Source organism: Streptomyces sp. NPDC034049 (assembly GCF_055575575.1).
Genome location: NZ_JBVISJ010000007.1, coordinates 13,785 through 37,740, shown reverse-complemented (window position 1 = coordinate 37,740; position 23,956 = coordinate 13,785). Strand labels below are relative to the sequence as shown.

Below are 23,956 nucleotides of genomic sequence, written 5' to 3'. Positions count from 1 at the left end.
CTGCCACGTACGCCACACACCCGGAAGCGCGGGAGACAGTGTTCGACTTCCTTTCAAACTATGACGACCCGAGCCTGTTGGGCGCCTTCTGGATGACGGTCAAGCTCACCGTCGCCTCGGCCATCGGCTCCCTGGTCTGGGGGACCCTGCTGGCCGCCATGCGGGTCAGCCCCGTCCCCCTGATGCGGGGCTTCGGCACCGCTTACGTGAACATCGTGCGGAACATCCCGCTGACCGTCATCATCGTCTTCACCTCGCTGGGCCTCGCCGACATCTTCGGCATGACCATGGGGGCGCCCGACGACTTCAAGGCCCAGGGCTTCCGGCTCGCCGTTCTCGGTTTCGTCGCCTACACCGCGGCGTTCGTCTGCGAGGCACTGCGCTCCGGCATCAACACGGTGCCTGTGGGCCAGGCCGAGGCGGCACGCGCCATCGGACTGAGCTTCGGCCAGGTCCTCGGCCTCATCGTGCTGCCGCAGGCGTTCCGCGCGGTCATCGGCCCGCTGGCCAACGTGCTGATCGCGCTGACCAAGAACACGACCGTGGCGGCCGCCATCAGTGTGGCAGAGGCCGCCTACCTCATGAAGGGCATGATCGAGAAGGAGGCACAGACGCTGCTCATCGGCGCGGTCTTCGCCTTCGGGTTCGTGGTACTGACCCTGCCCACCGGCCTGTTCCTCGGCTGGCTGAGCAAGCGACTGGCGGTGAAGCGATGAGTTCCGTCCTCTACGACGCCCCCGGCCCCCGGGCCAAACGGCGCAACGTGATCCTCACGGTGTCCTTCGTGGTCCTGCTGGCCCTCCTTGCCTGGTGGGTGTGGCAGAAGATGGACGACAAGGGCCAGCTGGAGTGGAGTCTCTGGAAGCCCTTCACCACGTCCCAGGCTTGGACCACCTATCTGCTGCCCGGCCTCGCCAACACGCTCAAGGCCGCGGGGCTCGCCATGGTGATCGCCCTTCCGCTGGGCGCGCTCCTGGGTATCGCGCGTCTCTCCGACCACCGATGGGTCCGGGTTCCGGCCGGCACCGTGGTGGAGTTCTTCCGGGCGATCCCGGTCCTGTTGCTGATGCTGTTCGCCAACGAGGTCTATGCCCGCTCGACAGGCATCAGCACCGAGGACCGGCCGATGTACGCGGTCGTCACCGGCCTGGTGCTCTACAACGCCTCGGTCCTCGCCGAGGTCGTACGCGCCGGCATCCTCGCCCTGCCCAAGGGCCAGACGGAGGCCGCCCAGGCGATCGGTCTGCGCAAGGGCCAGACGATGGGCAGCATCCTGCTGCCGCAGGCCGTCACCGTGATGCTGCCGGCCATCGTCAGCCAGCTCGTGGTCATCGTGAAGGACACCGCGCTCGGTGGTGTGCTGCTGCAGTTCACCGACCTTCTCAACGCGCGCACCACGGTGGCTGCCAACTACGGCAATGTCATCCAGAGCTTCGTCGTCGTCGCGATCATCTACATCATCCTGAACTTCATCATCACGAGCTTCGCGAGCTGGCTGGAGCAGCGGCTGCGGCGGGGCAAGAAGTCGACTGGTGCGGTCCTCGGCCCAGCGGCGATCGAGGGCACCGCCGCGGCCGGCGCGGGAGGCGCCATCGGCGGCATCGGCGTCGGTGAGGCCGGCGGCGGAGGCGGAGGCGGAGACTCCGGCAACTGACACGTGATCAGGTGACATCCGCCCAGGATGTCCCCCGATTCGCTCCCCGGAGGGCAGTGGCATGATCGCCACTGCCCTCCGTCACTTGACGCAAGCACCGGCAATGGGTTGCATACGTTCTGTGATCGTGCACCCTGCTCCAACTTCCTGTTCACCCACGTCCGCCGGGACGTCACGTCGGGCAGGGGGCCCCGCGCCGTGGATCCGGTGATCATCGTGGGTGCGGGGCCCGTGGGGCTCACGCTCGCCCTCGCGCTGGCGCGCCAGGACGTACCGTCCGTGGTCCTCGACGAGGGACCGGGCAAGGACGAACAGCGGCTCGCGCGCACCGTCGTCCTGAACGAGGACACCACCGCACTGCTGGAACGGTTGTCCGGCACCCCCCTCTCCCGGCTCGGCTTCCGCTGGGCCGGATGGCGGTCCATGCGGCGCAAGCAGGTGATGCGTCAGGTCCGTTTCGGTGAAGCCGACCTCGAGGACACGGGCCTCCCTCCCCGGGAGGGCGCGAAGAGCGGCCGCAGTGGCAACGACGCCGTCGTGGACGGTTCCGCCGACCTCCCCCCGCTGCACATCGCCCAGCACGTCCTGACCGCCGCCCTGCGCGACGCCATCGCCGGTGAGCGGCTCGTCAAGATCGCCGTGGAGAGCCGGCTCGACGCGCTCGAACAGGAGAAGTCCGGCGTCACGGCCCATACACGTGGCCCCAAGAGCACCTGGTGGCGCGGCAGTTACCTGGTGGGGTGCGACGGCCCCCGCTCGACGGTCCGCAAGCTCCAGGACATCCGGTTCCCCGGCCGTACGGCGGTGGAACGGCACGCGGTGGCGGCTCTGCGCGCCGAACTCCCCTGGCCGGGCGAAGCGTTGCTGCACCGCATGCCACCCTGGCGGACGGCGGGTCCGTCCGGCGGCGAGATCACCGCGCGCCCCCTCGACGACGGTCTCTGGCGCCTCGACTGGCTCCTGCCGCCGGGCAAGGACCTCGTGACGCCCGACCTCCTCGTGGCCCGCGTCCGCGAGACCCTCGCCGGCTGGACGGGTGGCTCCACACCGCCGTACGACCTGCTGGACACCGGCGTCCACACCGTGCACCACCGCCTCGCCCGGCGGTGGCGGGTCGGCCGGGTCTTCCTCGCCGGCGACGCCGCCCACCTGCTCGGGGCGCTCGGCACCCAGGGCCTCGACGAGGGACTGCGCGACGCCGACAACCTCGCCTGGAAACTGGCCCTGGCCTGGCACCACGGCCCGCACGACACCCTGCTCGACAGCTACCAGACGGAGCGGCGCGCGGTCGTCGCCGCCCGGCTGCGCGCCGCTGACCAGGTGCTGCCCCTGCTGCGCGGCGGCAAGGGGCTGCGGTCGTACGTCCCCGGCTCGGCCCGGGGCCACGACGCGCTGCTGGCCGACGGCCACCTGGGGCGCGGAGCACTGGGCGCGCCGGGGGCGTACACCGACTCGCCGCTCATGCCTCCGCGCGCCGCTGCGGAGACTCCGGTCGACACCCTGCCGGGCACCCAGGTCGTGGATGTGGAGGTGACGGCGGAGGACGGCTCCTTCGTACCCCTGCGGGACCGGCTCGGGCGCGGGGCGCTGCTGGTCGTGCTGATCGCGCCGGGCACCGGGGTGTGGGAGCGCAAGCACTGGATGAGCGCCGGCATCATGCCCCGTCTGGCCGCCGCCGTCTCCGCCCTGCCGCGGCCCGCCGAGTTGCTGGTGGCCGAGGCCTACCCGGGCGCGGCCGCCCACACCGTCCTCCTCGTCCGCCCCGACGGCTATCTCGTCACCGCGCTGAGCGGCGTACGCCCCGCCGACCTGTACGCGGCCGCGGAAGCCACGCTGGGCGGGGCGAGGCAGCAGCCCGAGACCAGCGACGCCGCTCCGAGCGCACGTTGAGAGGCTCTGGTAGCGGCCCTGTTCGTCGACGGCCGTCACTGTGTGTCCACATAGTGACGGTGAGTTGACCGTCCTGCCCGGTCATGGTCTACTCCGGTCCGTGACCGACACCTCGACGCGCCTATGGCGGAGGGTCCATATGGACCTCGTCCGCTACGCGGGCTGCGTGTGTCGTCCGTCCTGCTGACTTCGCATCCCTCTTCTTTCGCGCGCGCCACCCATGGTGCGGCCGCGCGCTCCCGCGAACGCACTTCAGGACGGTACCCGTGTCTGTGTCCCCCGTTGTTCCCCCTACCTCCGCTCCGGCCGTCTCCGCCCCCACGCAGGCGGAACTGCTCGACTTCGCCCGCCGGACCGCCGCCGACGCCGAGCTGATCGCGTCCCTCCCGCTCGACCCCGAGGGCCGCACCTGGGTGCGTCTCGAAGGTCCCGGCGGCAGCGAGGCCTGGCTGATCGGCTGGCCGCCCGGCACCGGGACCGGCTGGCACGACCACGCCGACTCGGTGGGCGCCTTCGTCACCGCGGCCGGCGAACTCAAGGAGTACTCGCTCGCCGCCCGGCTGCCCACCGACGGCTGGAAGACCCTCGAACTCACCGACGGCGTCGACCGCGAACGGCGGTTGACCGCCGGCAAGGGCCGATCCTTCGGACGCCACCATGTCCACGAGGTGCTCAACGAGTCCCCCGAGGAGCACGCGATCTCCGTCCACGCCTACTACCCGCCGCTCCCCCGCATCCGCCGCTTCAGCCGCACGGGACAGGTGCTGCGCCTGGAGCACGTCGAACGCCCGTCCGACTGGCAGTAAGCCCCCCTGGGGGGTGGCCGAGCAGCCTCGGCTGCTCCCCCTCGCTCCGCCCCCTCCGCTCAGTTCCCCGTCAGTACCCCTCGTCCTCCAACCCGTCCGTCTCCTCCCCTTCCTCCTCCAACGCCTGCCGGACCACACGCAGGGCCATGCCCTCGGGGTAGCCCTTGCGGGCGAGCATTCCGGCCAGGCGACGGAGGCGTTTGTCGCGCTCGAGGCCGCGGGTGGAGCGCAGCTTGCGGGCGACGAGTTCGCGCGCGGTGTTCTCCTCCTGCTCCGAGTCGAGCTGGGAGACGGCCTCGTCGATCAGCGCCGAGTCGACGCCCTTGGTGCGCAGCTCCCTGGCGAGGGCCCTCCGTGCCAGGCCCCGGCCGTGGTGCCGGGACTCCACCCAGGCGTCGGCGAACGCGCTGTCGTTGATCAGTCCCACTTCCTCGAACCTCGACAGCACCTCCTCCGCCACGTCCTCGGGGATCTCGCGTTTGTGCAGGGCGTCCGCGAGTTGCTTACGAGTGCGCGGGGTTCCGGTGAGCAGGCGCAGACAGATCCCGCGCGCCCGCTCAGCCGGGTCCCCTGAGGACTCGCCCTTCTCGGCCCTCGACGAGAAGGACGAACCCCCGTCCTCCGGCCCCCCGTCCTGTGCTCCCCCGTCGTCCGGGCCGTCGCCCGCTTCCCCGAAGCCGCGCCGCCGACCGCTTCGACCGCCGCGCCTGCCCCGCGCTTCGCCGCCCACGCCGCGCGAGGAGCCGCCACCACGCCGACGGCCGCCGACGGCCGGGCCCGCGCCGGAGCGCGAGCCGTCCTCCCGCTGTGCGACGTCGCCGCCGTCGTCGTACGGTCGGAACCCCTCGTCCTCCTGCCCGTCCGCGCCGAATCCCTCGGTCTCCCAGCCGGTACCCCCGCGCCCCCGGTCGTCGGAAGCACTGGGATACGCGTGCTCGCCCCAGTCCGTTCTGCGCGTCACGGACTAGCTCTTCGCCGCCGCGGCCTTGGTCTTGGTGGCCTTGGCAGCCGGAGCGGGCACCGCCTTCGCGGCGTCGTCCGCGGTGGCCGGGTCCGAGACCGCCGCGTCCGCACCCGGTTCGGCGGTGGGCTCCTCGGGCCGGACGCCGACGCCCAGCTTCTCCTTGATCTTCTTCTCGATCTCGTTGGCGAGGTCGGGGTTGTCCTTCAGGAAGTTACGGGCGTTCTCCTTGCCCTGACCGAGCTGGTCGCCCTCGTACGTGTACCAGGCGCCGGCCTTGCGGACGAAGCCGTGCTCCACGCCCATGTCGATCAGACCGCCCTCACGGCTGATGCCCTGGCCGTAGAGGATGTCGAACTCGGCCTGCTTGAAGGGCGGCGCGACCTTGTTCTTGACGACCTTGCAGCGGGTGCGGTTGCCGACCGCCTCCGTGCCGTCCTTCAGGGTCTCGATGCGACGGATGTCGATACGCACCGAGGCGTAGAACTTCAGCGCCCGGCCACCGGTCGTGGTCTCCGGGGAGCCGAACATCACGCCGATCTTCTCGCGGAGCTGGTTGATGAAGATGGCGGTGGTCTTGGACTGGTTGAGCGCGCTGGTGATCTTCCGCAGGGCCTGGCTCATCAGACGGGCCTGCAGACCCACGTGGCTGTCGCCCATCTCGCCCTCGATCTCCGCACGCGGGACGAGCGCGGCGACGGAGTCGATGACGATGAGGTCGAGGGCACCGGAGCGGACCAGCATGTCCACGATCTCCAGGGCCTGCTCGCCATTGTCCGGCTGCGACAGGATCAGGTTGTCGATGTCGACACCGAGCTTCTTCGCGTACTCGGGGTCGAGGGCGTGCTCGGCGTCCACGAAGGCCACCTGGCCGCCGGCCTTCTGCGCGTTCGCCACCGCGTGCAGGGTCAGGGTCGTCTTGCCGGAGGACTCCGGGCCGTACACCTCCACCACGCGGCCGCGCGGCAGACCACCGACGCCGAGGGCGACGTCCAGTGCGGTCGACCCGGTGGGGATGACCTCGATGGGCTCGTTCGGCCGCTCGCCGAGGCGCATCACCGCGCCCTTGCCGAACTGCCGTTCAATTTGTGCGAGCGCGGCGTCGAGCGCCTTCTCGCGGTCGGTTCCTGCCATGGGTTCCACCCGGTTTGCTTGAGTCGATCGCTTCACGTGAAAGACGCTAACGCCTGCCACTGACAATGGGCCCCGACGCCCGCCCGGCCTGTGGATAACTCGGGCACTTCTCCACGAAAACCCTGCCGAACTCCCGTCGACAGCCGCGCCGGAGCCTCCATAAGAATGGATGTTCGATTTTAGTGTCAAGCGACACCTCGAACCGTCCGGAGGACTTCTGCATGTCGTTCACGGCGTGCCGCGGTGCACGGTCGCGACGGCCCGGCGGCACCTGGTGAGGACCGGGAACGGCGCCAGAGGGCCGGTGGGCCGCGCCCCTACGGAGTGCGGCCTTCCGGCCCGGTCCTGCCGCTCTCCGGCCCGGCGCGGTCCTCCCGCCCAGTACCACTCTCGGGGCCGCCATCGCCCCCGGCGTCGTCCGCCGGTCCGCCCGTCGACCGCCGGCGGTCCGTCTTCTCCTCCAGCCCCCTCCGCAGGCGGTCGAGGAGGTTGCGGGAACCACGGCTGCGGTGCCCCTGCACCCGGGGGTCGTCCGTGACGTCGTACCGCTTCACGTACGCCCCGAGGAAGGCCTGCAGGGTGGCGATGGCGGGAATGGCGATGAGCGCGCCGACGGCACCGAGGAGGGCGGTGCCCGCGATGACCGACCCGAAGGCGACGGCCGGGTGGATGTCCACGGTCTTGGCGGTCAGCTTGGGCTGCAGCACGTAGTTCTCGAACTGCTGGTAGATGACCACGAAGACGAGGACCCACAGCGCGTACCACGGGTTGACCGTGAAGGCGATCAGCATCGGCAGGGCACCCGCGAGATAGGTGCCGATGGTGGGGATGAACTGCGAGACCAGGCCGACCCAGACCGCGAGCGCGGGCGCGTAGGGCACGTCGAGGTACTCCAGCAGGACGTAGTGCGCCGCGCCGGAGATCAGCGCCATCAACCCGCGCGAGTAGAGATAACCGCCGGTCTTGTCCACGGCGATCTCCCACGCGCGCAGCACCTCGGCCTGCTTCGCGGGCGGCAGCACGGAGCACAGCGCCCGCCGCAGCCGCGGCCCGTCGGCGGCGAAGTAGAACGAGAACAGCGCGATCGTCAGCAGCTGGAAGAGGCCGCCCAGGACCTGCGCGGAGACGTCGAGGACGCCTGTGGCGCTGTTCTGCACGTACTTCTGCAGCCAGTCGGAGCGGAGCAGCCCCTCCTGGATGTCGACGCGCTTGAGCTCGGTGTGGAAGGTGGTGTTGATCCAGCTGATGACGGAGTCGAGGTACGCCGGGAAGTCCTCGACCATCTTGATGATCTGTCCGGCGAGCATCGAGCCGAGCAGGGTGACGAACCCCGCGACCCCGATCAGCGTGATCAGGAAGACCAGGAAGGTGGCGAAGCCCCTGCGCAGCCCCTTCGAGGCCATCCAGCTCACCGCGGGCTCGATCGCGAGCGCCAGGAAGAACGCGATGAGGATGTTGACCAGCAGCCCGATCAGCTGGTGGAACGCCCAGCTGCCCAGCTGGAAGACGGCGACGAGGGAGAGCGCGAGCACCATCGCCCGCGGCAGCCAGCGCGGCATACGGCCGCTCGGCGCGGCACCGGGTCCCGGGTCGGCCGGAAGGCCGGTGGGGGGTGTCGTGCCGGACGGGGGTACCTGCTGCTGCGACCTCGCGGTCTCGTCTGTGGGGGCCACGCACCAAGTCTCGCCCACGCCACCGACAATCGGTCGCCGCCCCCGGATCCTCCGGGGCAACGAGTGACGTCCGTGGGGTGAAGTCCTGGGCTTTTCAGCGGTTTTCGGCCGGAACGCCCATGGTCGCGCACACCACGCGCCACACGTCCTTGGCCTCCCAGCCCGCGTCCAGCGCCTCGTGGACCGTGCGTCCGCCGAGGTCGGACATCACATGATCGCGCGCGAAGGTTTCGGCGTACCCCGCACCGAAGTGCTCCGCCATCCGCTGCCAGAAGACCGTCAACCGCATGAGTCCAGTATCCCGCCCCAGGGGGTGGGCCTTCGCGGGACGGCCTTCCGATACCGCTTTCCGCCCTACGGTCGGATCCATGTCCGAAACCGGAGCATCCCCACTCCCCTCGTCGTCCCCGGCGCGCACCCCGCTGGCCCGCGCCGAGCAGTTCGTCTGGCTGACCGCGCGCGTGCTGGAGCAGCGCCGCTTCGCCTACCACTTCCTGGAGGGGAGCGCCGACGCGGTCGAGACCGCGCTGGCCGCCTATCGCAATGCCGACGAGGGGTACGGGCACGCGCTCGAACCCGATCTGCGCGGACCCGTGAGCCAGCCGCTGCACACCGGGCACGCGCTGCGTGTCCTGGACTCGATCGGGCGCTGCGGCGGACAACGGGTGGAGCGCGTGTGCCGCTATCTGACCTCGGTGTCGACCCTGGACGGCGCGCTCCCCGCGGTGCACCCCAGCCAGCGCGGCTATCCGGCGGCCCCGTTCGTGCCGATCGTCGACGACCCGCCCAGTGATCTGCTGGCCACCGGGCCGGTGGTGGGCCTGCTGCACCGCAACCAGGTGTGGCACGCGTGGTTGTTCCGGGCCACCGACTTCTGCTGGCAGGCGGTCGAGTCCCTGGAGAAGTCGCACCCCTACGAGATCCATGCCGCCGTGGCCTTCCTGGAGTCCGTGCCGGACCGCTCGCGCGCCCGCGCGGCAGCCGACCGGCTCGGCCGCCTGGTGCGCGAGCACCGGCTCGCCGCGCTGGATCCGGAGCGACCGCACGACTTCCCGGTGCCGGCCGGTTACGCACCGGGCGAGCACCACTACCCGCACGACTTCGCGCGCACCCCGGAGTCCCTCGCGCGCGCGTGGTTCACCGACGAGGAGATGTCCCGTTCCCTCGACTTCCTGGCGGGCGAGCAGGAGGAGGACGGCGGCTGGCCGATCCGCTGGCGTCAGTGGGCCCCGGGCACGGCCATGGAGAGCCGCCCGATCGTGACGATCGAGGCACTGCGCACGTTGCGCGCGTACGGGCGGCCGCTCGGCTGAGGCGCGTACGGCTGGGGGCGGTCGGAACGGCGACCGGCACGCGCGCGTGCCGCCGTACGACAGCCCCCGCGCCCGTCAGCCCGTGATCGCCCGCATCCCCGCCGTCACGAGTACCGCCGCGGCCACGACGACCAGGAAGGGGGCCCGCAGGAGGAGCGCCACGGCGGCCGCGGCGAGCCCCGCGGCTCTCGCGTCCACCACCAGGTCGTGGCCGTCGGCGAAGGTCTGCTGGGCCGTGAGGGCGGCGAGAAGGGCCACGGGCAGCAGCGCGGCGAGGCGCTGCACGAGCGGGCGTTCCAGGACGCCCTCGGGCACCAGCAGGCCGATCAGCTTGACCGCGTAGCAGCCGACGGCGGTGGCGACGACCGCGATCCAGACGTTCACCGGGCGCCCCCCTGCCTGTCATCGCGCCGGCCGTCCTCGACCCGTGCGCGCTGCTCATCGCCGCCCTCACCCCGTGCCTCGCCCCTGGGGACGTCGGACCTGGGGACATCGGTCCTGCGGCGGCGCCCCTCCGCCCAGAGGACGACCGGGGCGGCCGTGGCGGCGACCAGGACCGGGACTCCGGCGGGCAGCACCGGCAGCAGCCCCAGCCCGAGGACGACGGCGATACCCGCCACGGCGCGCTCCCCGGTCGTCTTCAGCATCGGCGCGAGGAGGGCCAGGAAGACGGCCGGTCCGGCCGCGTCGAGCCCCCAGGCGTCCGTGTCGCCGAGTGCCTCGGCGCCGAGCGCGCCGAGCAGCGTGGTGAGGTTCCACAGCACGTAGAGGCTGAGCCCGGTGACGGTGAAGCCGATGCGGGAGGCGCGGCGCGTGGGCTGGGCGAGGGCCACGGCCGTGGTCTCGTCGATGACCCACTGGGCGGCGAACGGCCGCACCGCGCGCGGGAGGGCGAGCACCTGGGACAGCCGCAGCCCGTAGAACGCGTTGCGGACGCCCAGGAAGAAGGCCCCGGCGGCTGCCGTGAAGGGGTTGCCGCCTGCCGCGAGCGCGCCCACCAGCGCGAACTGGGAGGCCCCGGTGAACACCAGGAGGCTCAGCGCACAGGTCTGCAGCAGGCTGAGTCCGCTGCCCGCCGAGGTCACCCCGAAGGCGAACCCGGACAGACCGACGGCCACCCCCACTCCCAGGGCGTCCCGGACGACCGCCCCGTCGGATTTCGTGCCGCCACCGTCGTCCTGTGTCTCCGCGAGACCTGTCTGTTCCGTCACCACGCACCGGACGGTACGAGCCGCCGGCGCTAGCGGTCTTGTACGTTCTTGCGCCCCCGCGGGCCGGCCGTGCGTCCGGGCGCGCCCTCCGCCCGCTCCCGCCCGCCACCGGGACCACCGATGCGTTCGCGCTGGTAGGCCCCCGGAGGAACGCCCACGATCCGGCTGAAGTGACGGTTGAGGTGCGGCTGGTCCGTGAAGCCGACGGCGACGGCGGCGTCGGCCGGAGCCGTGCCCGCGTCGAGCAGGTTCCGCGCCCGCCGCACGCGCGCGTCGGTCAGCCAGGCGTGCGGCGGCATGCCGTAGGCCGCGCGGAAGGCCCGCAGCAGCGCGAAGGGGCTGGTGCCCAGGTCGGAGGCGAGCCGCTCCAGCGTCGGCGGGGCGGCCATCCGCTCCGACAGCACGGCACGCGCGCGTGCCGCGACGGAGGTGCCCGCGGTACGGACGGGGCGTTGGGGCAGTGGCCCGCCGTTCAGGCGCAGCAGCCTCGTCACCGCGACCCGCAGCAGGGTGTCCGCGGCCAGCGCGTTGCCCTCGTCGACGGCCCGCAGCACCTGATGGACGAGCCCGGCGGCGTACGGATCGTCGAGCACCGGCTGTACGAAGCCGGGGGTACCGCGGATCGTGGTGGTCTCGGCGGCGATCTCGGCCACCACGTCGGGCGACGGGTAGACGGCGCCGTACCGCCAGCCCTCGGGCACGCCGGCGCGACCGGTGTGCGGAGTGTCCGGGTTGACGAGGGCCAGGGTGCCCGGGCCCGCGTACTGATCGGCGCCACCGTGGTGGAACACCTCGACGCCGTCGGCGATGGCCGCGATCACGAAGTTCTCGTGGGTGTGCCGCACGAACTTCTTCTCGACGTAGCTCGCCCGCAGGAGGTCGACCCCGGGCAGCTCCGCGTACCGCCAGTGCCTCGCCCGCTCCACCGAACCCGCCATACCTCCATTCTGCGGCCGCCCCGAACGGCGAACCCCACGCCCCCGTCGGCACCACGCAAGCCCCGCCCGGCACCGCCCCGCCGCATCCACCCCCTGCCACCCTCATCCCGCCCCACTCGATCCGTTTGCCCAGGTCCGGGCCGTTGTCAGTGGTCGGGTGCAGGATGGGGGCATGGTCAGCTCCGCAGATCGAGCCCTCGACGGCTTCTCCCCCGCGACCCGCGGCTGGTTCACGGGGGCCTTCTCCGCACCCACCGCGGCCCAGGCCGGGGCGTGGCGGGCGATCGGCGAGGGCTCGGACGTGCTGGTGGTCGCCCCGACCGGCTCCGGCAAGACGCTGGCCGCGTTCCTCGCCGCGCTGGACCAGCTGACGTCGAGCCCGCCCCCGGCCGACCCGAAGAAGCGCTGCCGGGTGCTGTACGTGTCACCGCTGAAGGCACTCGCGGTGGACGTGGAGCGGAACCTGCGCAGTCCGCTGACCGGCATCCGCCAGGAATCGGTGCGCCTCGGACTGCCCGAGCCAGAGGTCAAGGTGGGCATCCGCTCCGGGGACACCCCGGCCGCCGAGCGCCGGGCCCTGGCGACCCGCCCGCCGGACATCCTGATCACCACCCCCGAGTCGCTGTTCCTGATGCTGACGTCGGCCACGCGCGACGCGCTGACGGGCGTGGAGACGGTGATCCTGGACGAGGTGCACGCGGTCGCGGGCACCAAACGCGGCGCCCACCTGGCCCTCACCCTGGAGCGCCTCGACGAGCTGCTGCCCCGGCCGGCCCGCCGCATCGGCCTGTCCGCCACCGTGCGTCCCGTCGACGAGGTCGCGCGCTATCTCTCCCCCCGCCGCAGGGTGGAGATCGTCCAGCCGCCGTCCGGCAAGGAGTTCGACCTGTCGGTGGTCGTGCCGGTGGAGGACCTAGGCGAGCTGGGCGGCTCCCCGGCCACCGACGCCGACGGCGGCGCGGAGCGGCCGTCGATCTGGCCGCATGTGGAGGAGCGGATCGCCGACCTCGTCCAGGCGCACCGCTCCACGATCGTCTTCGCCAACTCCCGTCGCCTCGCGGAGCGCCTGTGCAACCGGCTCAACGAGATCGCGTACGAGCGGGCCACCGGGGAACCGCTGGACGAGCACCATGCCCCGGCGGAGCTGATGGGCGGCTCAGGCGCGGCCCAGGGAGCGCCCCCGGTCCTCGCCCGCGCCCACCACGGCTCGGTCTCCAAAGAGCAGCGGGCCCTGGTCGAGGAGGACCTGAAGGCGGGCCGGCTGCCGGCGGTGGTCGCGACCTCCAGCCTCGAACTGGGCATCGACATGGGCGCGGTGGACCTCGTCGTCCAGGTGGAGTCGCCTCCGTCGGTCGCCTCGGGCCTGCAGCGCGTGGGCCGCGCCGGGCACCAGGTGGGCGCGGTCTCCACGGGCGTGGTCTTCCCCAAGTACCGGGGCGACCTGGTCCAGTCGGCCGTGGTCACCGAGCGGATGCGCAGCGGCTCGATCGAGTCCATGAGGATCCCGGGCAACCCCCTGGACGTCCTGGCGCAGCAGATCGTCGCCATGACCTCGATGGACACCTGGCAGTTCGACGACCTCCTCGCCACCGTCCGCCGGGCGGCCCCCTTCGCCTCGCTCCCGGAATCCGCGTTCACGGCCGTCCTCGACATGCTCGCGGGCCGCTATCCGTCCGACGCCTTCGCCGAGTTGCGCCCGCGTGTGGTGTGGGACCGGGTCGCCGGCACCATCACGGGCCGCCCTGGCGCCCAGCGGCTCGCCGTCACCTCCGGGGGCACGATCCCGGACCGGGGCCTCTTCGGGGTCTTCCTCGCGGGCTCCGACCCCAAGAAGGGCGGCGGCCGGGTCGGTGAGCTGGACGAGGAGATGGTGTACGAGTCCCGGGTCGGGGACGTCTTCACCCTCGGCACCAGTTCCTGGCGGATCGAGGACATCACGCGCGACCGGGTGCTGGTCTCCCCCGCGCCGGGCGTCCCGGGCCGTCTGCCGTTCTGGAAGGGCGACCAGCTCGGCCGTCCGCTCGAACTGGGCCGCGCGGTCGGCGCGTTCCTGCGCGAGGTGGGGTCCCTGTCCGAGGAGGACGCCCGGCTGCGTCTGCTGACCGCCGGTCTCGACGCCTGGGCCGCGGACAACGTGCTCTCCTACCTGGCCGAGCAGCGCGAGGCCTGCGGCCACGTACCGGACGACCGCACCATCGTCGTCGAACGCTTCCGCGACGAGCTGGGCGACTGGCGGGTCGTCGTCCACTCCCCCTTCGGCGCCCAGGTCCACGCCCCCTGGGCCCTCGCCCTGGGCGCCAAGCTCTCCGAGCGGTACGGCATGGACGCCCAGGTGATGCACGCCGACGACGGCATCGTGCTGCGCCTGCCCGACGCCGACCTCATGGGCCTGGACCTGCTCGACATGGAGCCGACGAGGGCGGGCACCGAGTACGACGCGGAGCAGGCCCCGCTCGGCGCGGCGGACGTCGCCTTCGACAAGGGCGAGGTCGACCAGATCGTCACCGACCAGGTCGGCGGTTCGGCCCTGTTCGCGTCCCGCTTCCGGGAGTGCGCCGCCCGCGCGCTCCTGTTGCCCCGCCGCAATCCCGGCCGGCGCACACCCCTGTGGCAGCAGCGCCAGCGCGCGGCCCAACTGCTCCAGGTGGCGAGCGAGTTCGGTTCGTTCCCGATCGTCCTGGAGGCGGTCCGCGAATGCCTCCAGGACGTCTTCGACGTCCCCGGCCTCACCGAGCTGATGGGCGACATCGAGTCCCGCAAGGTCCGCCTCGTCGAGGTCACCACCCCGGAGCCCTCCCCCTTCGCCCGCTCCCTCCTCTTCGGCTACGTCGCCCAGTTCCTGTACGAGGGCGACTCCCCGCTCGCCGAGCGCCGCGCGGCCGCCCTGTCGCTGGACTCCCGGCTGCTCGCCGAGCTGTTGGGCCAGGCGGAGCTGCGGGAGCTGCTCGACGCCGAGGTGCTGACCGAGCTGGAGCGGGAGCTGCGGTGGCTCACCGAGGACCGACGGGTCAAGGACGCCGAGGGCGTCGCGGACCTGCTGCGCCTCCTCGGCCCCCTCACCGACGCCGAGCTGGCCGAGCGCGGCGCCGAGCCGCAGTGGGCTCAGGAGCTGGCCGGATCCCGCCGCGCCATCCGGGTCCGTGTCGCCGGCACCGACCACTGGGCGGCGATCGAGGACGCGGGCCGCCTGCGGGACGCACTCGGCACAGCCCTGCCGGTCGGTGTCCCGGAAGCCTTCACCGAGCCGGTCAAGGACCCCCTCGGCGACCTCCTCGCCCGGTACGCGCGCACACACGGCCCGTTCACCTCGGCCATGGCAGCGGCCCGCTTCGGCCTGGGTGTGGCCGTCACGGACGGCGCGCTGCACCGTCTGGCGGCGAACGGCCGTGTCGTACAGGGCGAGTTCCACCCGGCGGGCATCGGCCAGGAGTGGTGCGACGCGGCCGTGCTGCGCCGCCTGCGCCGCCGCTCGCTGGCGGCCCTGCGCCATGAGCTGGAGCCCGTGCCGCCCGCCGCGCTCGCCCAGTTCCTGCCCCAGTGGCAGCATGTGGGCGGCGGCCACGGCCTGCGCGGCGTCGACGGCCTGGTCCGCGCGATCGAACAGTTGCAGGGCGCCTCCGTGCCCGCCTCGGCCCTGGAGAAGCTGGTCCTGCCCTCCCGGGTGGCCAACTACAACCCGGCGATGCTCGACGAACTCACCGCGGCCGGAGAAGTCGTCTGGGCCGGGGCCGGAGCCCTCCCCGGCAAGGACGGCTGGGTCTCGCTGTACCTGGCGGACGCGGCGCCGCTCCTCCTCCCACCACCCCACCCCCTGGAGCCGACCGCTCTCCACGAGTCGATCCTGAGCGCCCTCTCCGGCGGCTACGGTCTCTTCTTCCGTCAGATCGCCGACCAGGTCCGCGCGACCACCCACCCCGACGCCACCGATCCCCAACTGGCGGACGCCGTCTGGGACCTGGCCTGGTCCGGCCGCCTCACCAACGACACGCTCGCCCCCATGCGCTCTCTCCTGGGCTCGGGCCGCACCGCGGGCTCCACCGCCCACCGCGCCAAGCGCACGGTCCCGCGCGGCCGGTACGGCTCCCTGACGGCCGCAGCGCGCCCCCAGTCCCGTACGGGCCCGCCCACGGTCGCCGGCCGCTGGTCCCTCCTCCCCGCCCATGAGCCCGACACCACCGTCCGCGCCCACGCCCTGGCCCGTACCCTCCTCGACCGCCACGGCGTCGTGACCCGGGGCGCGGTCGGCGCCGAGGGGGTCGAGGGCGGCTTCTCCGCGGTCTACCGCGTCCTCTCCGTCTTCGAGGAGAGCGGCCAGGCCCGCCGCGGTTACGTCGTCGAGGGTCTGGGCGCCGCCCAGTTCGCGATGGACGGCGCCGTGGACCGCCTCCGCGCCGTGTCCAACGCCCGCGAACGGAACGAGCCCGTCCCGGGCCCCGCCCCGTACACGGCCGCCGCCGACGCCCACCCCACGGCAGCCACGACCGAGCCCCCGTGGGACACCTTCTCCGACACCTCCGGCACCCCGTTCCCCTCTGTCGACTCCGGCTCCCCCGACCTCCACCCCGGCGTCGACTCCCCGTACGCCCCGGACGGCACCCCGAACCCGGACGGACACCACACGCCCACCCGGACCGGCCCGTACAACCGCTCCGGCCGCCCCCCGCACCACCCCCGCACCACGCCTTCCCCGCGCGCCGTCGTCCTGGCCGCCGCCGACCCCGCGAACGCCTACGGCGCCGCCCTCCCCTGGCCCGAGCCACCCACCGAGGCCGGACACAAGCCGGGCCGCAAGGCGGGCTCCCTGGTCGTCCTGGTCGACGGCGAGCTGACCCTCTACATGGAGCGGGGCGGCAAGACCCTCCTGGCCTGGCCCGCCGACCCCGACGCCAGACCCGTGGACGACCCCCGTCTGCGTCCGGCCGCCGAAGCCCTCTCCGCGGCGGCACGCGCGGGCTCCCTGGGCACGGTCACGGTGGAACGCGTGAACGGCACCTCCGCCCTCACCTCCCCCCACGGCCCCCTCCTGGAAGGAGCGGGCTTCATCGCGACCCCCCGGGGCCTGCGCATCCGAGCGTGAACGAAGAGCGTCCACCGTGCACGAAGAGCACCCCCGTCAAAGGGACGAACCCGGTCCGCCATGCGCCTCCCTGTCACGAGAAGGACCGTCCAGCCACCGAGCACCCGCTCTCCCCGACATGCCACTCTTGACCCATGCCCGAAGGTGACACCGTCTGGCAGACGGCGAGACGGCTGCACACCGCCCTCGCCGGCAAGGTCCTGTCCCGCTCCGACCTGCGGGTCCCGAGGTTCGCCACGGCCGATCTCACCGGCCGTACCGTCCTGGACGTCACCCCCCGGGGCAAGCACCTCCTCACCCGTATCGAAGGCGGCCTCACCCTCCACTCCCATCTGCGGATGGACGGCTCCTGGAAGGTGTACGCCCACGACGAGCGCTGGCGCGGCGGCCCGGCGCACCAGATCCGCGCCATCCTGGGCACCCTGGACCGCACGGCCGTCGGCTACCGCCTCCCCGTGCTGGAGCTGATCCGCACCGTCGAGGAATCCCGCGCCGTCGGCCACCTCGGCCCCGACCTGCTCGGCCCGGACTGGGACCCCGATCTGGCCCTCACCAACCTTCTGAGCGACCCCGCGCGCCCCCTCGGCGAGGCCTTGCTCGACCAGCGCAATCTCGCCGGCATCGGCAACGTCTACAAGAGCGAGCTGTGCTTCCTGCTCCGGGTCACCCCCTGGCTCCCCGTGGGCGCCCTCCCGGAGGACCTCGCCGCCCGGTTGCCGGGCCTCGCCAAGAAGCTCCTCGAAGCCAACCGCGAGCGTCCGATCCGCAGCACGACGGGCCTCCGCCGGCCCGACCTGTTCGTGTACGGCCGGGCCCCCCGCCCGTGCCTGCGCTGCCAGACCCCCGTCCGCGTGGCCGACCAGGGCGACGGTTCCCGGGAGCGCCCCACCTACTGGTGCCCCACCTGCCAGACCGGCCCCGTGCCGCCCGCCCGCGACACCGGAGCACGCCGCCCGAGCCCCCGCATCTCCGGCGGAACCCGAGGCCGTACGACTGATTGACGTACTAATTGACGGACCGTCAGAAACGCTCGTACCGTCGCTTCATGCCCATCCCGGCGTACGACCTCACCGGCCGCACCGCGTTCGTCACCGGCGCCGGCAGCGGTATCGGCCGCGCGTCGGCGGTCCTGCTCGCCGAGGCGGGCGCCGCCGTGCACTGCGCGGACCGGGACGCGCAGGGCCTGCACGAGACGGCGACCCTGATCAAGGCCGGGAACGGCACCGCCCACGTCCACCGGCTCGACGTCACCGACCGCGGCGGGCTCGCGCGGGCGGTGGCCGCCTGCGAGCGGCTCGATGTGATGGCGGCGATCGCCGGGATCATGCACAGCAGCCCGGTCCTGGAGACCCGTGACGAGGATCTGGAGCGGGTGTGGAGCGTCAACTTCAAGGGGGTGTTGTACGCCTGCCAGGAAGCGGCCCGCCGGATGATCGCCGACGAGACGCGGGGCAGCATCGTCACCATGGCCTCCGGCGCCGTCGACACCGGCGGTCCCGGACTCCTCTGCTACGGCGTGGCCAAGGCGGCGGTGGTCCAGCTGACGAAGACCCTGGCGACCGAGGTCGGCCCCCACGGCATCCGCGTCAACGCCGTGGCGCCGGGGTGGATCCGCACCCCCATGACCGACCGCCACGACCGCGAGGCCCAGGCACGGACCGAGTCCCTCATGGCCCGGCTGTCACCGCTGAGCCGGGTCGGCGAGCCCGGCGACATCGCCCACGCCGTGCTGCACCTCGCCTCCGACGCCTCGGCGTTCACGACGGGCCAGATCCTCCGCCCGAACGGCGGGGTGGCCATGCCCTGGTGACCGCGGCCCCCACCGCGCCCCCCAGAACAGGACCACCCCTCGCGCCCCCTGACGCGCCCCCCGACCGTTCCCTTGCCCGACCCTTCGGCGCACAGTGGACAGGGAGGAGACTCAGCCCCCACCCCCCGGCCGCGACCGCCCCCTCCACCGCGCCGGCGTCCGGCACCAGCGCGAGTCGCAGCACACCCCACCACCACAGCGCACCGAGCCCCAGAGACGCCCCCCAGCGAGCTATTCGCATGGCCGCCACCTCCAAGGCCTTCGGGCCCCCAGAACGACGCTAGACGGCCCTCGTCACGGCCGGAGAGGGCGCACCACCGGCACAGGGACGCACGGCCCCCTCACGGGGACCGCGCCCCCACGACACCCGATGCGCCCCGTAGCACCTCACCGCCGTCCTCACGCCCCCACCGGCCGCCCGCGCCGCGCTACCCGTTCTCCGCCTGGAACATCCAGTGGTGCTTCTCGAGATCCGCCGTGATCCCGATGAAGATGTCCTGGCTCACCGGATCCGCCTCCGCGGTGCTCTCGACCCGCGCCCGCATCCGGGTGATCACCGCGCCGAGCGCGTCCACCAGGGTCCCGACCGCGTCCGCGTCCTTGACCCAGCCGTCCGGCACCCGGCCGATACCGCTGCTCTCGGCGACCGTCCCGGCCCGCCCGTCCGGCGAGACCCCAAGAGTGGAGGCGCGTTCGGCGACGGTGTCGGAGTGCAGTCGGGCGGTGTCCACGACCTCGTCGAGCTGGAGGTGGACCGAGCGGAATCGCGGTCCGACGACGTTCCAGTGGATCTGCTTGGCCACCAGGGAGAGGTCGACCAGATCGACGAGGGCGCCTTGCAGCGCCTCGGAGACGGTCTTGAGATCGGCCTCGGACAGCGGGCTCTTCACCACGTACATCAGCACGCTCCGGATTCTTGAGACGACCGTACGACCACCATGACCGCACACCGCCACCCCGGCAAACGGGAGCCCCAGGCAACACAAAAGCCCCGGCCGGCACCCCCAGGTCTCCCTGGCGGCCCCCGACCGGGGCTTCCGCTTCGTTCTACCGCTTCACCGGCGCGCGCCGGTGCTCATGCACTCGGTCGCGGCAGGTCACGCCGCGACGACGTCCACCGCTTCGGCGGGCGCCTTGATCGTGACCCGCTCCGGCGGCACACCGGCCACCGAGACGGAGTTGAGCATCGGTCGACGCACTGGCGCTGGCACCGGCTCGGTGGCCGCTGCGGACTGGGCCAGCTCGGCAAGGGCGAGCTCGTCGCTCACTTCCCGCATGAGCTCGGACATCCGTACGTCCAGCGCGTCGCAAATGGCGGAGAGCAGCTCGGAGGAAGCCTCCTTCTGCCCCCGCTCCACCTCGGAGAGATAGCCGAGTGAGACTCGGGCGGACGAGGAGACTTCGCGCAGAGTACGGCCCTGGCGCTGGCGCTGCCGACGCAGCACGTCACCCAGCAGGCGACGGAGCAGAATCATCGGTGGCTCCCTCCTCGGACCGCGTAGCCGCATCCTTCACGCCCCACCGTACCGCCTTGCGCTGCGGCCGTGCGGGGAGCGCTGTTGTGTTCACTCAGGGCTGCAAACATCAAGTCCCCCCGTTCTGTTCCGTATCCTGTGTCCGCTCATTCCCGGTCTGTTCGCCCGCAAGCTCCTCGAGGAGCAGTGCGAGTACGCTCCGTACACTCTCCATACGGATTTCCGTCCGGCCGCCGTTCAACCGCAACGACGACACTTTCCCGCCACCTGATACGCCGGATTCGGCTGCGGACGGTCCGGCGACGGCCACATAGACCGTGCCGACGGGCCGGCCGTCCTGTGGTTCCGGGCCCGCGACGCCGGTGGTCGAAATCCCCCAGTCGGCGCCGAGCGCCGAGCGCACGCCCTGCGCCATCTCCACCGCGACCTGCGGATCCACCGCTCCCCGCTGGTCCAGCAGGGCGGCGTCGACATCGAGCAACTGGTGCTTCAGCTCGGTGGCGTACGCGGTGACCGAGCCCCGGAAGGCCTGGGAGGACCCGGGGGCCGCGGTGAGCGCGGCCGCGACCAGACCACCGGTCAGCGACTCCGCGACGGCGAGCGTCTCGCCCCTCACGGTCAGTAGTCGCAGCACTTCGGCGGCCGTGGAAGTCACCGTTCCGCTCCCTCCGCCGCGGCTTCGCGCTCGGCGGTTCCGCGTCGGCGCAGCACAATGGCCTGTCTCACATAGTCGAGTCCGGTCACCACGGTCAGAATGACCGCCGCGGCCATCACCCACCACCTCAGGGTGGCCAGGGGACCCTCCAGTGCCAGCACGTACATCCCGACGGCGATGCCCTGCGTCAGGGTCTTCAGCTTGCCGCCGCGGCTCGCCGGGATGACTCCGTACCGGATGACGACGAAGCGCAGGAGGGTGATGCCGAGCTCACGGCCCAGGATGACGCCGGTCACCCACCACGGCAGATCGCCGAGGTAGGACAGACAGATCAGGGCCGCGCCCATGATCGCCTTGTCCGCGATCGGGTCGGCGATCTTCCCGAAGTCGGTGACGAGGTCGTACGTCCGGGCCAGATGGCCGTCGAAGACATCGGTGATCATGGCGACGGCGAAGGCGGCCCAGGCCCAGGCCCGCCAGACCGGGTCGTACCCGCCGTCCACGAGCATCAGCACGACGAAACCCGGGACGAGGACCAGGCGGACCATGGTCAGGATGTTCGCGATGTTCCAGAGGCTGGCCTGGTCGACGGCGGCGGCTCCCAGCTTCCCGCCGCGGACGGGCCGTGCCTCCCCGGCATCGCTGGGGGCGGCGGCGCTCGGGGCGCCGGGAACGCCGGAGGCGCTCGCCGCGCTCTTGGCGCCGGAGGTGCCGCCCGCCGCGGATGCCGGGACTCCCGTCATCTGGCCGCCTCCTCAGTACACGCGAGGGAGGCGAGCGAGCCCGGAAGCACCTCGGCCACCAGGTCGACGCCTTCCGTGCCGACCACCTTCGCCTCGACCATAAGGCCGACGCTCAGTTCCTCGCCGTTCGTGAACAGCACCTGGCCGTCGGTCTCGGGCGCCTGGTGCGCGGCTCGGCCGTACGCGCCCTCGTCGCCGTCGACCGACTCGACCAGCACCCGCACGGTCTGTCCGACGCGCTCCTCGGCGCGCTGCGAGACCAGTTCCTCGGCCAGCCGCGAGACCCGCGCGAGCCGCTCGGCGACGACGTCCTCGGCCAGCTTGTTCTCGTACGTCGCCGCTTCGGTGCCCTCCTCGTCGGAGTAGCCGAAGACACCGATGGCGTCCAGTCTCGCGCCGTTGAGGAACCGCTCCAGCTCCGCGAGGTCGTCCTCGGTCTCGCCGGGGAAGCCCACGATGAAGTTGGACCGGACGCCGGCCTCGGGGGCCTTGCCGCGGATGGTGTCCAGCAGCTCCAGGAACCGGTCGGTGTCGCCGAAGCGGCGCATCGACCGCAGCACCGCCGGGGCGGAGTGCTGGAAGGAGAGGTCGAAGTAGGGCACGACCTTGGGCGTGGAGGTGAGCACGTCGATGAGGCCGGGCCGCATCTCGGCGGGCTGGAGGTAGCTGACGCGCACCCGCTCGATGCCGTCGACCTCGGCCAGCTCGGGCAGCAGGGACTCCAGCAGCCGGATGTCGCCCAGGTCCTTGCCGTACGAGGTGTTGTTCTCGGAGACCAGCATGACCTCCTTGACGCCCTGCTCGGCCAGCCAGCGCGTCTCGTTCAGCACGTCCGACGGGCGGCGTGAGATGAAGGAGCCGCGGAAGGAGGGGATGGCGCAGAAGGAGCAGCGGCGGTCACAGCCGGAGGCGAGCTTCACGGAGGCGACAGGTGAGCCGTCCAGCCGGCGGCGCAGCGGGGACCGTGGCCCCGAAGCCGGAGCGAGACCCTCCGGAAGATCGACGGGGGCGTGTCCGGGAAGCGCGACCTCGGCCGCGGACTCCTGGCGCTGGGCCGGGCTGATGGGCAGCAGCTTGCGCCGGTCGCGCGGGGTGTGCGAGGCGTGGATGCCGCCGTTCAGGATGGTCTGGAGGCGGTCGGAGATGTCGGCGTAGTCGTCGAAGCCGAGCACGCCGTCGGCCTCGGGCAGCGCCTCGGCCAGTTCCTTGCCGTACCGCTCGGCCATGCAGCCGACCGCCACGACGGCCTGGGTTCTGCCGTGCCCCTTGAGATCGTTGGCCTCCAGCAGGGCGTCGACGGAGTCCTTCTTGGCGGCCTCGACGAAGCCACAGGTGTTGACGACCGCGACGTCCGCTTCCTCGGCGTCCTCGACGAGCTCCCAGCCGTCCGCCTCCAAGCGGCCTGCGAGCTCCTCCGAGTCCACCTCGTTACGGGCGCAGCCAAGAGTGACGAGTGCGACGGTACGGCGTTCAGGCATGGGCTCAAGACTACTTCGTCCCAGTGACAGCCCACGTCGACGGGGTTGGCCGATCACGGCCAACCCCGTACTCGCGTTTCCCTCTGACTCGTCCGTGCGTCCGCCCCGGACGCGCGGACTGCTCAGCCGACCTCGGGGTCGCCCTTCGTGTACGTCAGACGTTCGACCTGGCCGGGCTGGAAGTCGTCCTTGATCTTCTTGCCGTTGACGTAGAGCTGGACGGCTCCGGCGTCCCCGAGGACGAGGTCGATCCTGGAGCTGTCCTGGAAGGTCTTGGACTGGCCCTGCTTGAGGAGGCCGTCCCACAGGAAGCGGCCGTTGTGGTCCTTGGCGGAGATCCAGCTACGGCCGTCGGAGGCGCTGACCTGCACGGTCACCTTGTCGCGGGGCGCGGCGGCGATGGCGCTGTCGGTCGGGTCGGGCTTCGGGTCGGCGTCGGGCTTGTCGGCCTTGGGCGTCGGCGAGGGGGACTTGCCGGTGGTCGGCGTGGAGCCCTCGGCGACCTGTGTGGTGTCGCCGTCGTCGTCCCCGCCGCTGAACGCGGTGAAGCCGACGAAACCGATCACCGCGACGATCGCGGCGACCATGGCGGCGGTCCAGTTCGGGCCGCGTCGTTCGGGACGGATCCGCTCCGCCTCGAACAGCGGGGCCGCGGGGGTGGGCGCGGGCCGCCCGCCGTGCGCCTCCGCGAACTGTTCGAGGAGCGGGGCGGGGTCGATGCGCACCGCGCGCGCGAGGGAGCGGATGTGACCGCGCGCGTAGACGTCGCCACCGCAGGGGGCGAAGTCGTCCTGCTCGATCGCGTGCACGATGGCGATGCGGACCCGGGTGGCGTTGCTGACGTCGTCGACGGTCAGCCCGGCCGCGATGCGCGCCTGCTGGAGGGCACGACCGATCGAGGGGCGTTCCGCCGAGCGTTCGTCACGGTCGTCTTCGAACGGACGCTCGTCTTCGGGGAAGTTGCCGTCAGGGGAGTTGCCGATGGACACGGGGGCGCCTTTCGAGCGTGTAGCCACCTGTGCTGGAGGTTCAGTCTAGGGGGGGTGCGAAAGGGTGGGGCAACCGGGCGGTACGAGTTTGTACGCCATCAGAATGGCCGGTCATCCTGCTGGTGGTGAGGGTGGGGCGCGGGGCCGTC

At 72.1% G+C, this 23,956-nt stretch carries 22 protein-coding genes; 9 read left to right on the top strand and 13 right to left on the bottom strand.

The window, feature by feature from the left end:
* Window positions 1-38 precede the first annotated feature (38 nt).
* The 5 genes from ACZ52C_RS21245 (at window position 39) to ACZ52C_RS21225 (ending at window position 4,350) form a co-directional block, all read left to right on the top strand.
* A complete protein-coding gene (locus ACZ52C_RS21245) occupies window positions 39-716 on the top strand; it encodes an amino acid ABC transporter permease (protein ID WP_329908720.1) in 678 nt (225 codons plus the stop codon).
* Window positions 713-1,654, top strand: a complete 942-nt coding sequence (locus ACZ52C_RS21240) for an amino acid ABC transporter permease (protein WP_469076188.1) — start codon at window positions 713-715, stop codon at window positions 1,652-1,654. Before ACZ52C_RS21245 ends, ACZ52C_RS21240 begins: the two co-directional genes overlap by 4 nt.
* A 198-nt stretch (window positions 1,655-1,852) precedes the next feature.
* Entirely contained in the window at window positions 1,853-3,544 is a 1,692-nt protein-coding gene (locus tag ACZ52C_RS21235) for an FAD-dependent monooxygenase (protein WP_469076187.1), read from the top strand.
* 139 nt (window positions 3,545-3,683) lie between these two features.
* Window positions 3,684-3,731 (top strand): hypothetical protein, encoded by a 48-nt coding sequence (locus ACZ52C_RS21230; RefSeq protein WP_309506048.1) that lies wholly within the window; start codon window positions 3,684-3,686, stop codon window positions 3,729-3,731.
* A gap of 79 nt (window positions 3,732-3,810) precedes the next feature.
* Window positions 3,811-4,350, top strand: coding sequence for a cupin domain-containing protein (locus tag ACZ52C_RS21225; RefSeq protein ID WP_469076186.1), 540 nt, complete (start codon window positions 3,811-3,813; stop codon window positions 4,348-4,350).
* A gap of 70 nt (window positions 4,351-4,420) precedes the next feature.
* Here the strand turns inward: ACZ52C_RS21225 and recX are convergent, their stop codons facing one another.
* From recX to ACZ52C_RS21205, 4 genes are all read right to left on the bottom strand, one after another.
* Window positions 4,421-5,311 carry a recombination regulator RecX gene (gene recX / locus ACZ52C_RS21220; RefSeq protein ID WP_469076185.1) on the bottom strand — a complete coding sequence of 297 codons (891 nt, stop codon included), beginning with the start codon at window positions 5,309-5,311 and terminating at the stop codon, window positions 4,421-4,423.
* A 3-nt stretch (window positions 5,312-5,314) separates the two neighbouring features.
* Window positions 5,315-6,445: a recombinase RecA gene (gene recA, locus ACZ52C_RS21215; protein ID WP_469076184.1), complete on the bottom strand. Its 1,131-nt coding sequence runs from the start codon at window positions 6,443-6,445 to the stop codon at window positions 5,315-5,317.
* Window positions 6,446-6,762: 317 nt separating this feature from the next.
* Window positions 6,763-8,118, bottom strand: coding sequence for an AI-2E family transporter (locus ACZ52C_RS21210; RefSeq protein ID WP_469076183.1), 1,356 nt, complete (start codon window positions 8,116-8,118; stop codon window positions 6,763-6,765).
* Window positions 8,119-8,212: 94 nt separating this feature from the next.
* Window positions 8,213-8,407 carry a DUF3046 domain-containing protein gene (locus ACZ52C_RS21205; RefSeq protein WP_045561144.1) on the bottom strand — a complete coding sequence of 65 codons (195 nt, stop codon included), beginning with the start codon at window positions 8,405-8,407 and terminating at the stop codon, window positions 8,213-8,215.
* Window positions 8,408-8,486: 79 nt separating this feature from the next.
* Between ACZ52C_RS21205 and ACZ52C_RS21200 the strand changes: the two genes are divergently transcribed.
* Window positions 8,487-9,431, top strand: coding sequence for a hypothetical protein (locus ACZ52C_RS21200; RefSeq protein ID WP_469076182.1), 945 nt, complete (start codon window positions 8,487-8,489; stop codon window positions 9,429-9,431).
* Window positions 9,432-9,506: 75 nt separating this feature from the next.
* Here the strand turns inward: ACZ52C_RS21200 and ACZ52C_RS21195 are convergent, their stop codons facing one another.
* Genes ACZ52C_RS21195 through ACZ52C_RS21185 form a run of 3 tightly spaced genes read right to left on the bottom strand, consistent with a single transcriptional unit; the run spans window position 9,507 to window position 11,580 of the window.
* The gene (locus tag ACZ52C_RS21195; protein ID WP_469076181.1) at window positions 9,507-9,815 is read right to left on the bottom strand and encodes an AzlD domain-containing protein; all 309 of its coding nucleotides are present in this window, start codon (window positions 9,813-9,815) and stop codon (window positions 9,507-9,509) included.
* On the bottom strand, window positions 9,812-10,642 hold the full coding sequence (locus ACZ52C_RS21190) for an AzlC family ABC transporter permease (protein ID WP_469076180.1): 831 nt from the start codon (window positions 10,640-10,642) through the stop codon (window positions 9,812-9,814). The genes ACZ52C_RS21195 and ACZ52C_RS21190 overlap by 4 nt, the downstream gene beginning before the upstream one ends.
* Window positions 10,643-10,671: 29 nt before the next feature.
* On the bottom strand, window positions 10,672-11,580 hold the full coding sequence (locus ACZ52C_RS21185) for an AraC family transcriptional regulator (RefSeq protein WP_469076179.1): 909 nt from the start codon (window positions 11,578-11,580) through the stop codon (window positions 10,672-10,674).
* A gap of 172 nt (window positions 11,581-11,752) precedes the next feature.
* On the opposite strand from ACZ52C_RS21185, the gene ACZ52C_RS21180 reads away from it, so the two are divergent.
* From ACZ52C_RS21180 to ACZ52C_RS21170, 3 genes are all read left to right on the top strand, one after another.
* Window positions 11,753-16,657: an ATP-dependent helicase gene (locus ACZ52C_RS21180; protein WP_469076178.1), complete on the top strand. Its 4,905-nt coding sequence runs from the start codon at window positions 11,753-11,755 to the stop codon at window positions 16,655-16,657.
* A 134-nt stretch (window positions 16,658-16,791) separates the two neighbouring features.
* A complete protein-coding gene (locus tag ACZ52C_RS21175; RefSeq protein WP_469076177.1) occupies window positions 16,792-17,658 on the top strand; it encodes an Fpg/Nei family DNA glycosylase in 867 nt (288 codons plus the stop codon).
* 44 nt (window positions 17,659-17,702) lie between these two features.
* The gene (locus ACZ52C_RS21170; protein WP_469076176.1) at window positions 17,703-18,467 is read left to right on the top strand and encodes an SDR family NAD(P)-dependent oxidoreductase; all 765 of its coding nucleotides are present in this window, start codon (window positions 17,703-17,705) and stop codon (window positions 18,465-18,467) included.
* Between the two features lie 428 nt (window positions 18,468-18,895).
* Here ACZ52C_RS21170 and ACZ52C_RS21165 read toward each other — a convergent pair whose 3' ends face one another.
* From ACZ52C_RS21165 to ACZ52C_RS21140, 6 genes are all read right to left on the bottom strand, one after another.
* Complete coding sequence (locus tag ACZ52C_RS21165) at window positions 18,896-19,366, bottom strand: Dps family protein (protein ID WP_469076500.1); 471 nt, start codon at window positions 19,364-19,366, stop codon at window positions 18,896-18,898.
* Between the two features lie 198 nt (window positions 19,367-19,564).
* Window positions 19,565-19,942, bottom strand: a complete 378-nt coding sequence (locus ACZ52C_RS21160) for a helix-turn-helix domain-containing protein (protein WP_005481441.1) — start codon at window positions 19,940-19,942, stop codon at window positions 19,565-19,567.
* A 109-nt stretch (window positions 19,943-20,051) separates the two neighbouring features.
* The gene (locus ACZ52C_RS21155) at window positions 20,052-20,597 is read right to left on the bottom strand and encodes a CinA family protein (protein ID WP_469076175.1); all 546 of its coding nucleotides are present in this window, start codon (window positions 20,595-20,597) and stop codon (window positions 20,052-20,054) included.
* Window positions 20,594-21,340, bottom strand: coding sequence for a CDP-diacylglycerol--glycerol-3-phosphate 3-phosphatidyltransferase (gene pgsA / locus ACZ52C_RS21150; protein ID WP_469076174.1), 747 nt, complete (start codon window positions 21,338-21,340; stop codon window positions 20,594-20,596). Before pgsA ends, ACZ52C_RS21155 begins: the two co-directional genes overlap by 4 nt.
* Window positions 21,337-22,818 carry a 30S ribosomal protein S12 methylthiotransferase RimO gene (gene rimO / locus ACZ52C_RS21145; RefSeq protein ID WP_469076173.1) on the bottom strand — a complete coding sequence of 494 codons (1,482 nt, stop codon included), beginning with the start codon at window positions 22,816-22,818 and terminating at the stop codon, window positions 21,337-21,339. The genes pgsA and rimO overlap by 4 nt, the downstream gene beginning before the upstream one ends.
* Before the next feature lie 122 nt (window positions 22,819-22,940).
* Complete coding sequence (locus ACZ52C_RS21140; RefSeq protein WP_469076172.1) at window positions 22,941-23,807, bottom strand: helix-turn-helix domain-containing protein; 867 nt, start codon at window positions 23,805-23,807, stop codon at window positions 22,941-22,943.
* Window positions 23,808-23,956 lie beyond the last annotated feature (149 nt).

Coding starts and splice junctions, on each gene's coding strand:
- ACZ52C_RS21200 (WP_469076182.1), top strand. CDS start 8,487: ATGTCCGAAACCGGAGCATCCCCACTCCCCTCGTCGTCCCCGGCGCGC.
- ACZ52C_RS21170 (WP_469076176.1), top strand. CDS start 17,703: ATGCCCATCCCGGCGTACGACCTCACCGGCCGCACCGCGTTCGTCACC.
- ACZ52C_RS21180 (WP_469076178.1), top strand. CDS start 11,753: ATGGTCAGCTCCGCAGATCGAGCCCTCGACGGCTTCTCCCCCGCGACC.
- recA (WP_469076184.1), bottom strand. CDS start 6,445: ATGGCAGGAACCGACCGCGAGAAGGCGCTCGACGCCGCGCTCGCACAA.
- ACZ52C_RS21165 (WP_469076500.1), bottom strand. CDS start 19,366: ATGTACGTGGTGAAGAGCCCGCTGTCCGAGGCCGATCTCAAGACCGTC.
- pgsA (WP_469076174.1), bottom strand. CDS start 21,340: ATGACGGGAGTCCCGGCATCCGCGGCGGGCGGCACCTCCGGCGCCAAG.
- ACZ52C_RS21240 (WP_469076188.1), top strand. CDS start 713: ATGAGTTCCGTCCTCTACGACGCCCCCGGCCCCCGGGCCAAACGGCGC.
- ACZ52C_RS21175 (WP_469076177.1), top strand. CDS start 16,792: ATGCCCGAAGGTGACACCGTCTGGCAGACGGCGAGACGGCTGCACACC.
- ACZ52C_RS21160 (WP_005481441.1), bottom strand. CDS start 19,942: ATGATTCTGCTCCGTCGCCTGCTGGGTGACGTGCTGCGTCGGCAGCGC.
- ACZ52C_RS21185 (WP_469076179.1), bottom strand. CDS start 11,580: ATGGCGGGTTCGGTGGAGCGGGCGAGGCACTGGCGGTACGCGGAGCTG.
- rimO (WP_469076173.1), bottom strand. CDS start 22,818: ATGCCTGAACGCCGTACCGTCGCACTCGTCACTCTTGGCTGCGCCCGT.
- ACZ52C_RS21205 (WP_045561144.1), bottom strand. CDS start 8,407: ATGCGGTTGACGGTCTTCTGGCAGCGGATGGCGGAGCACTTCGGTGCG.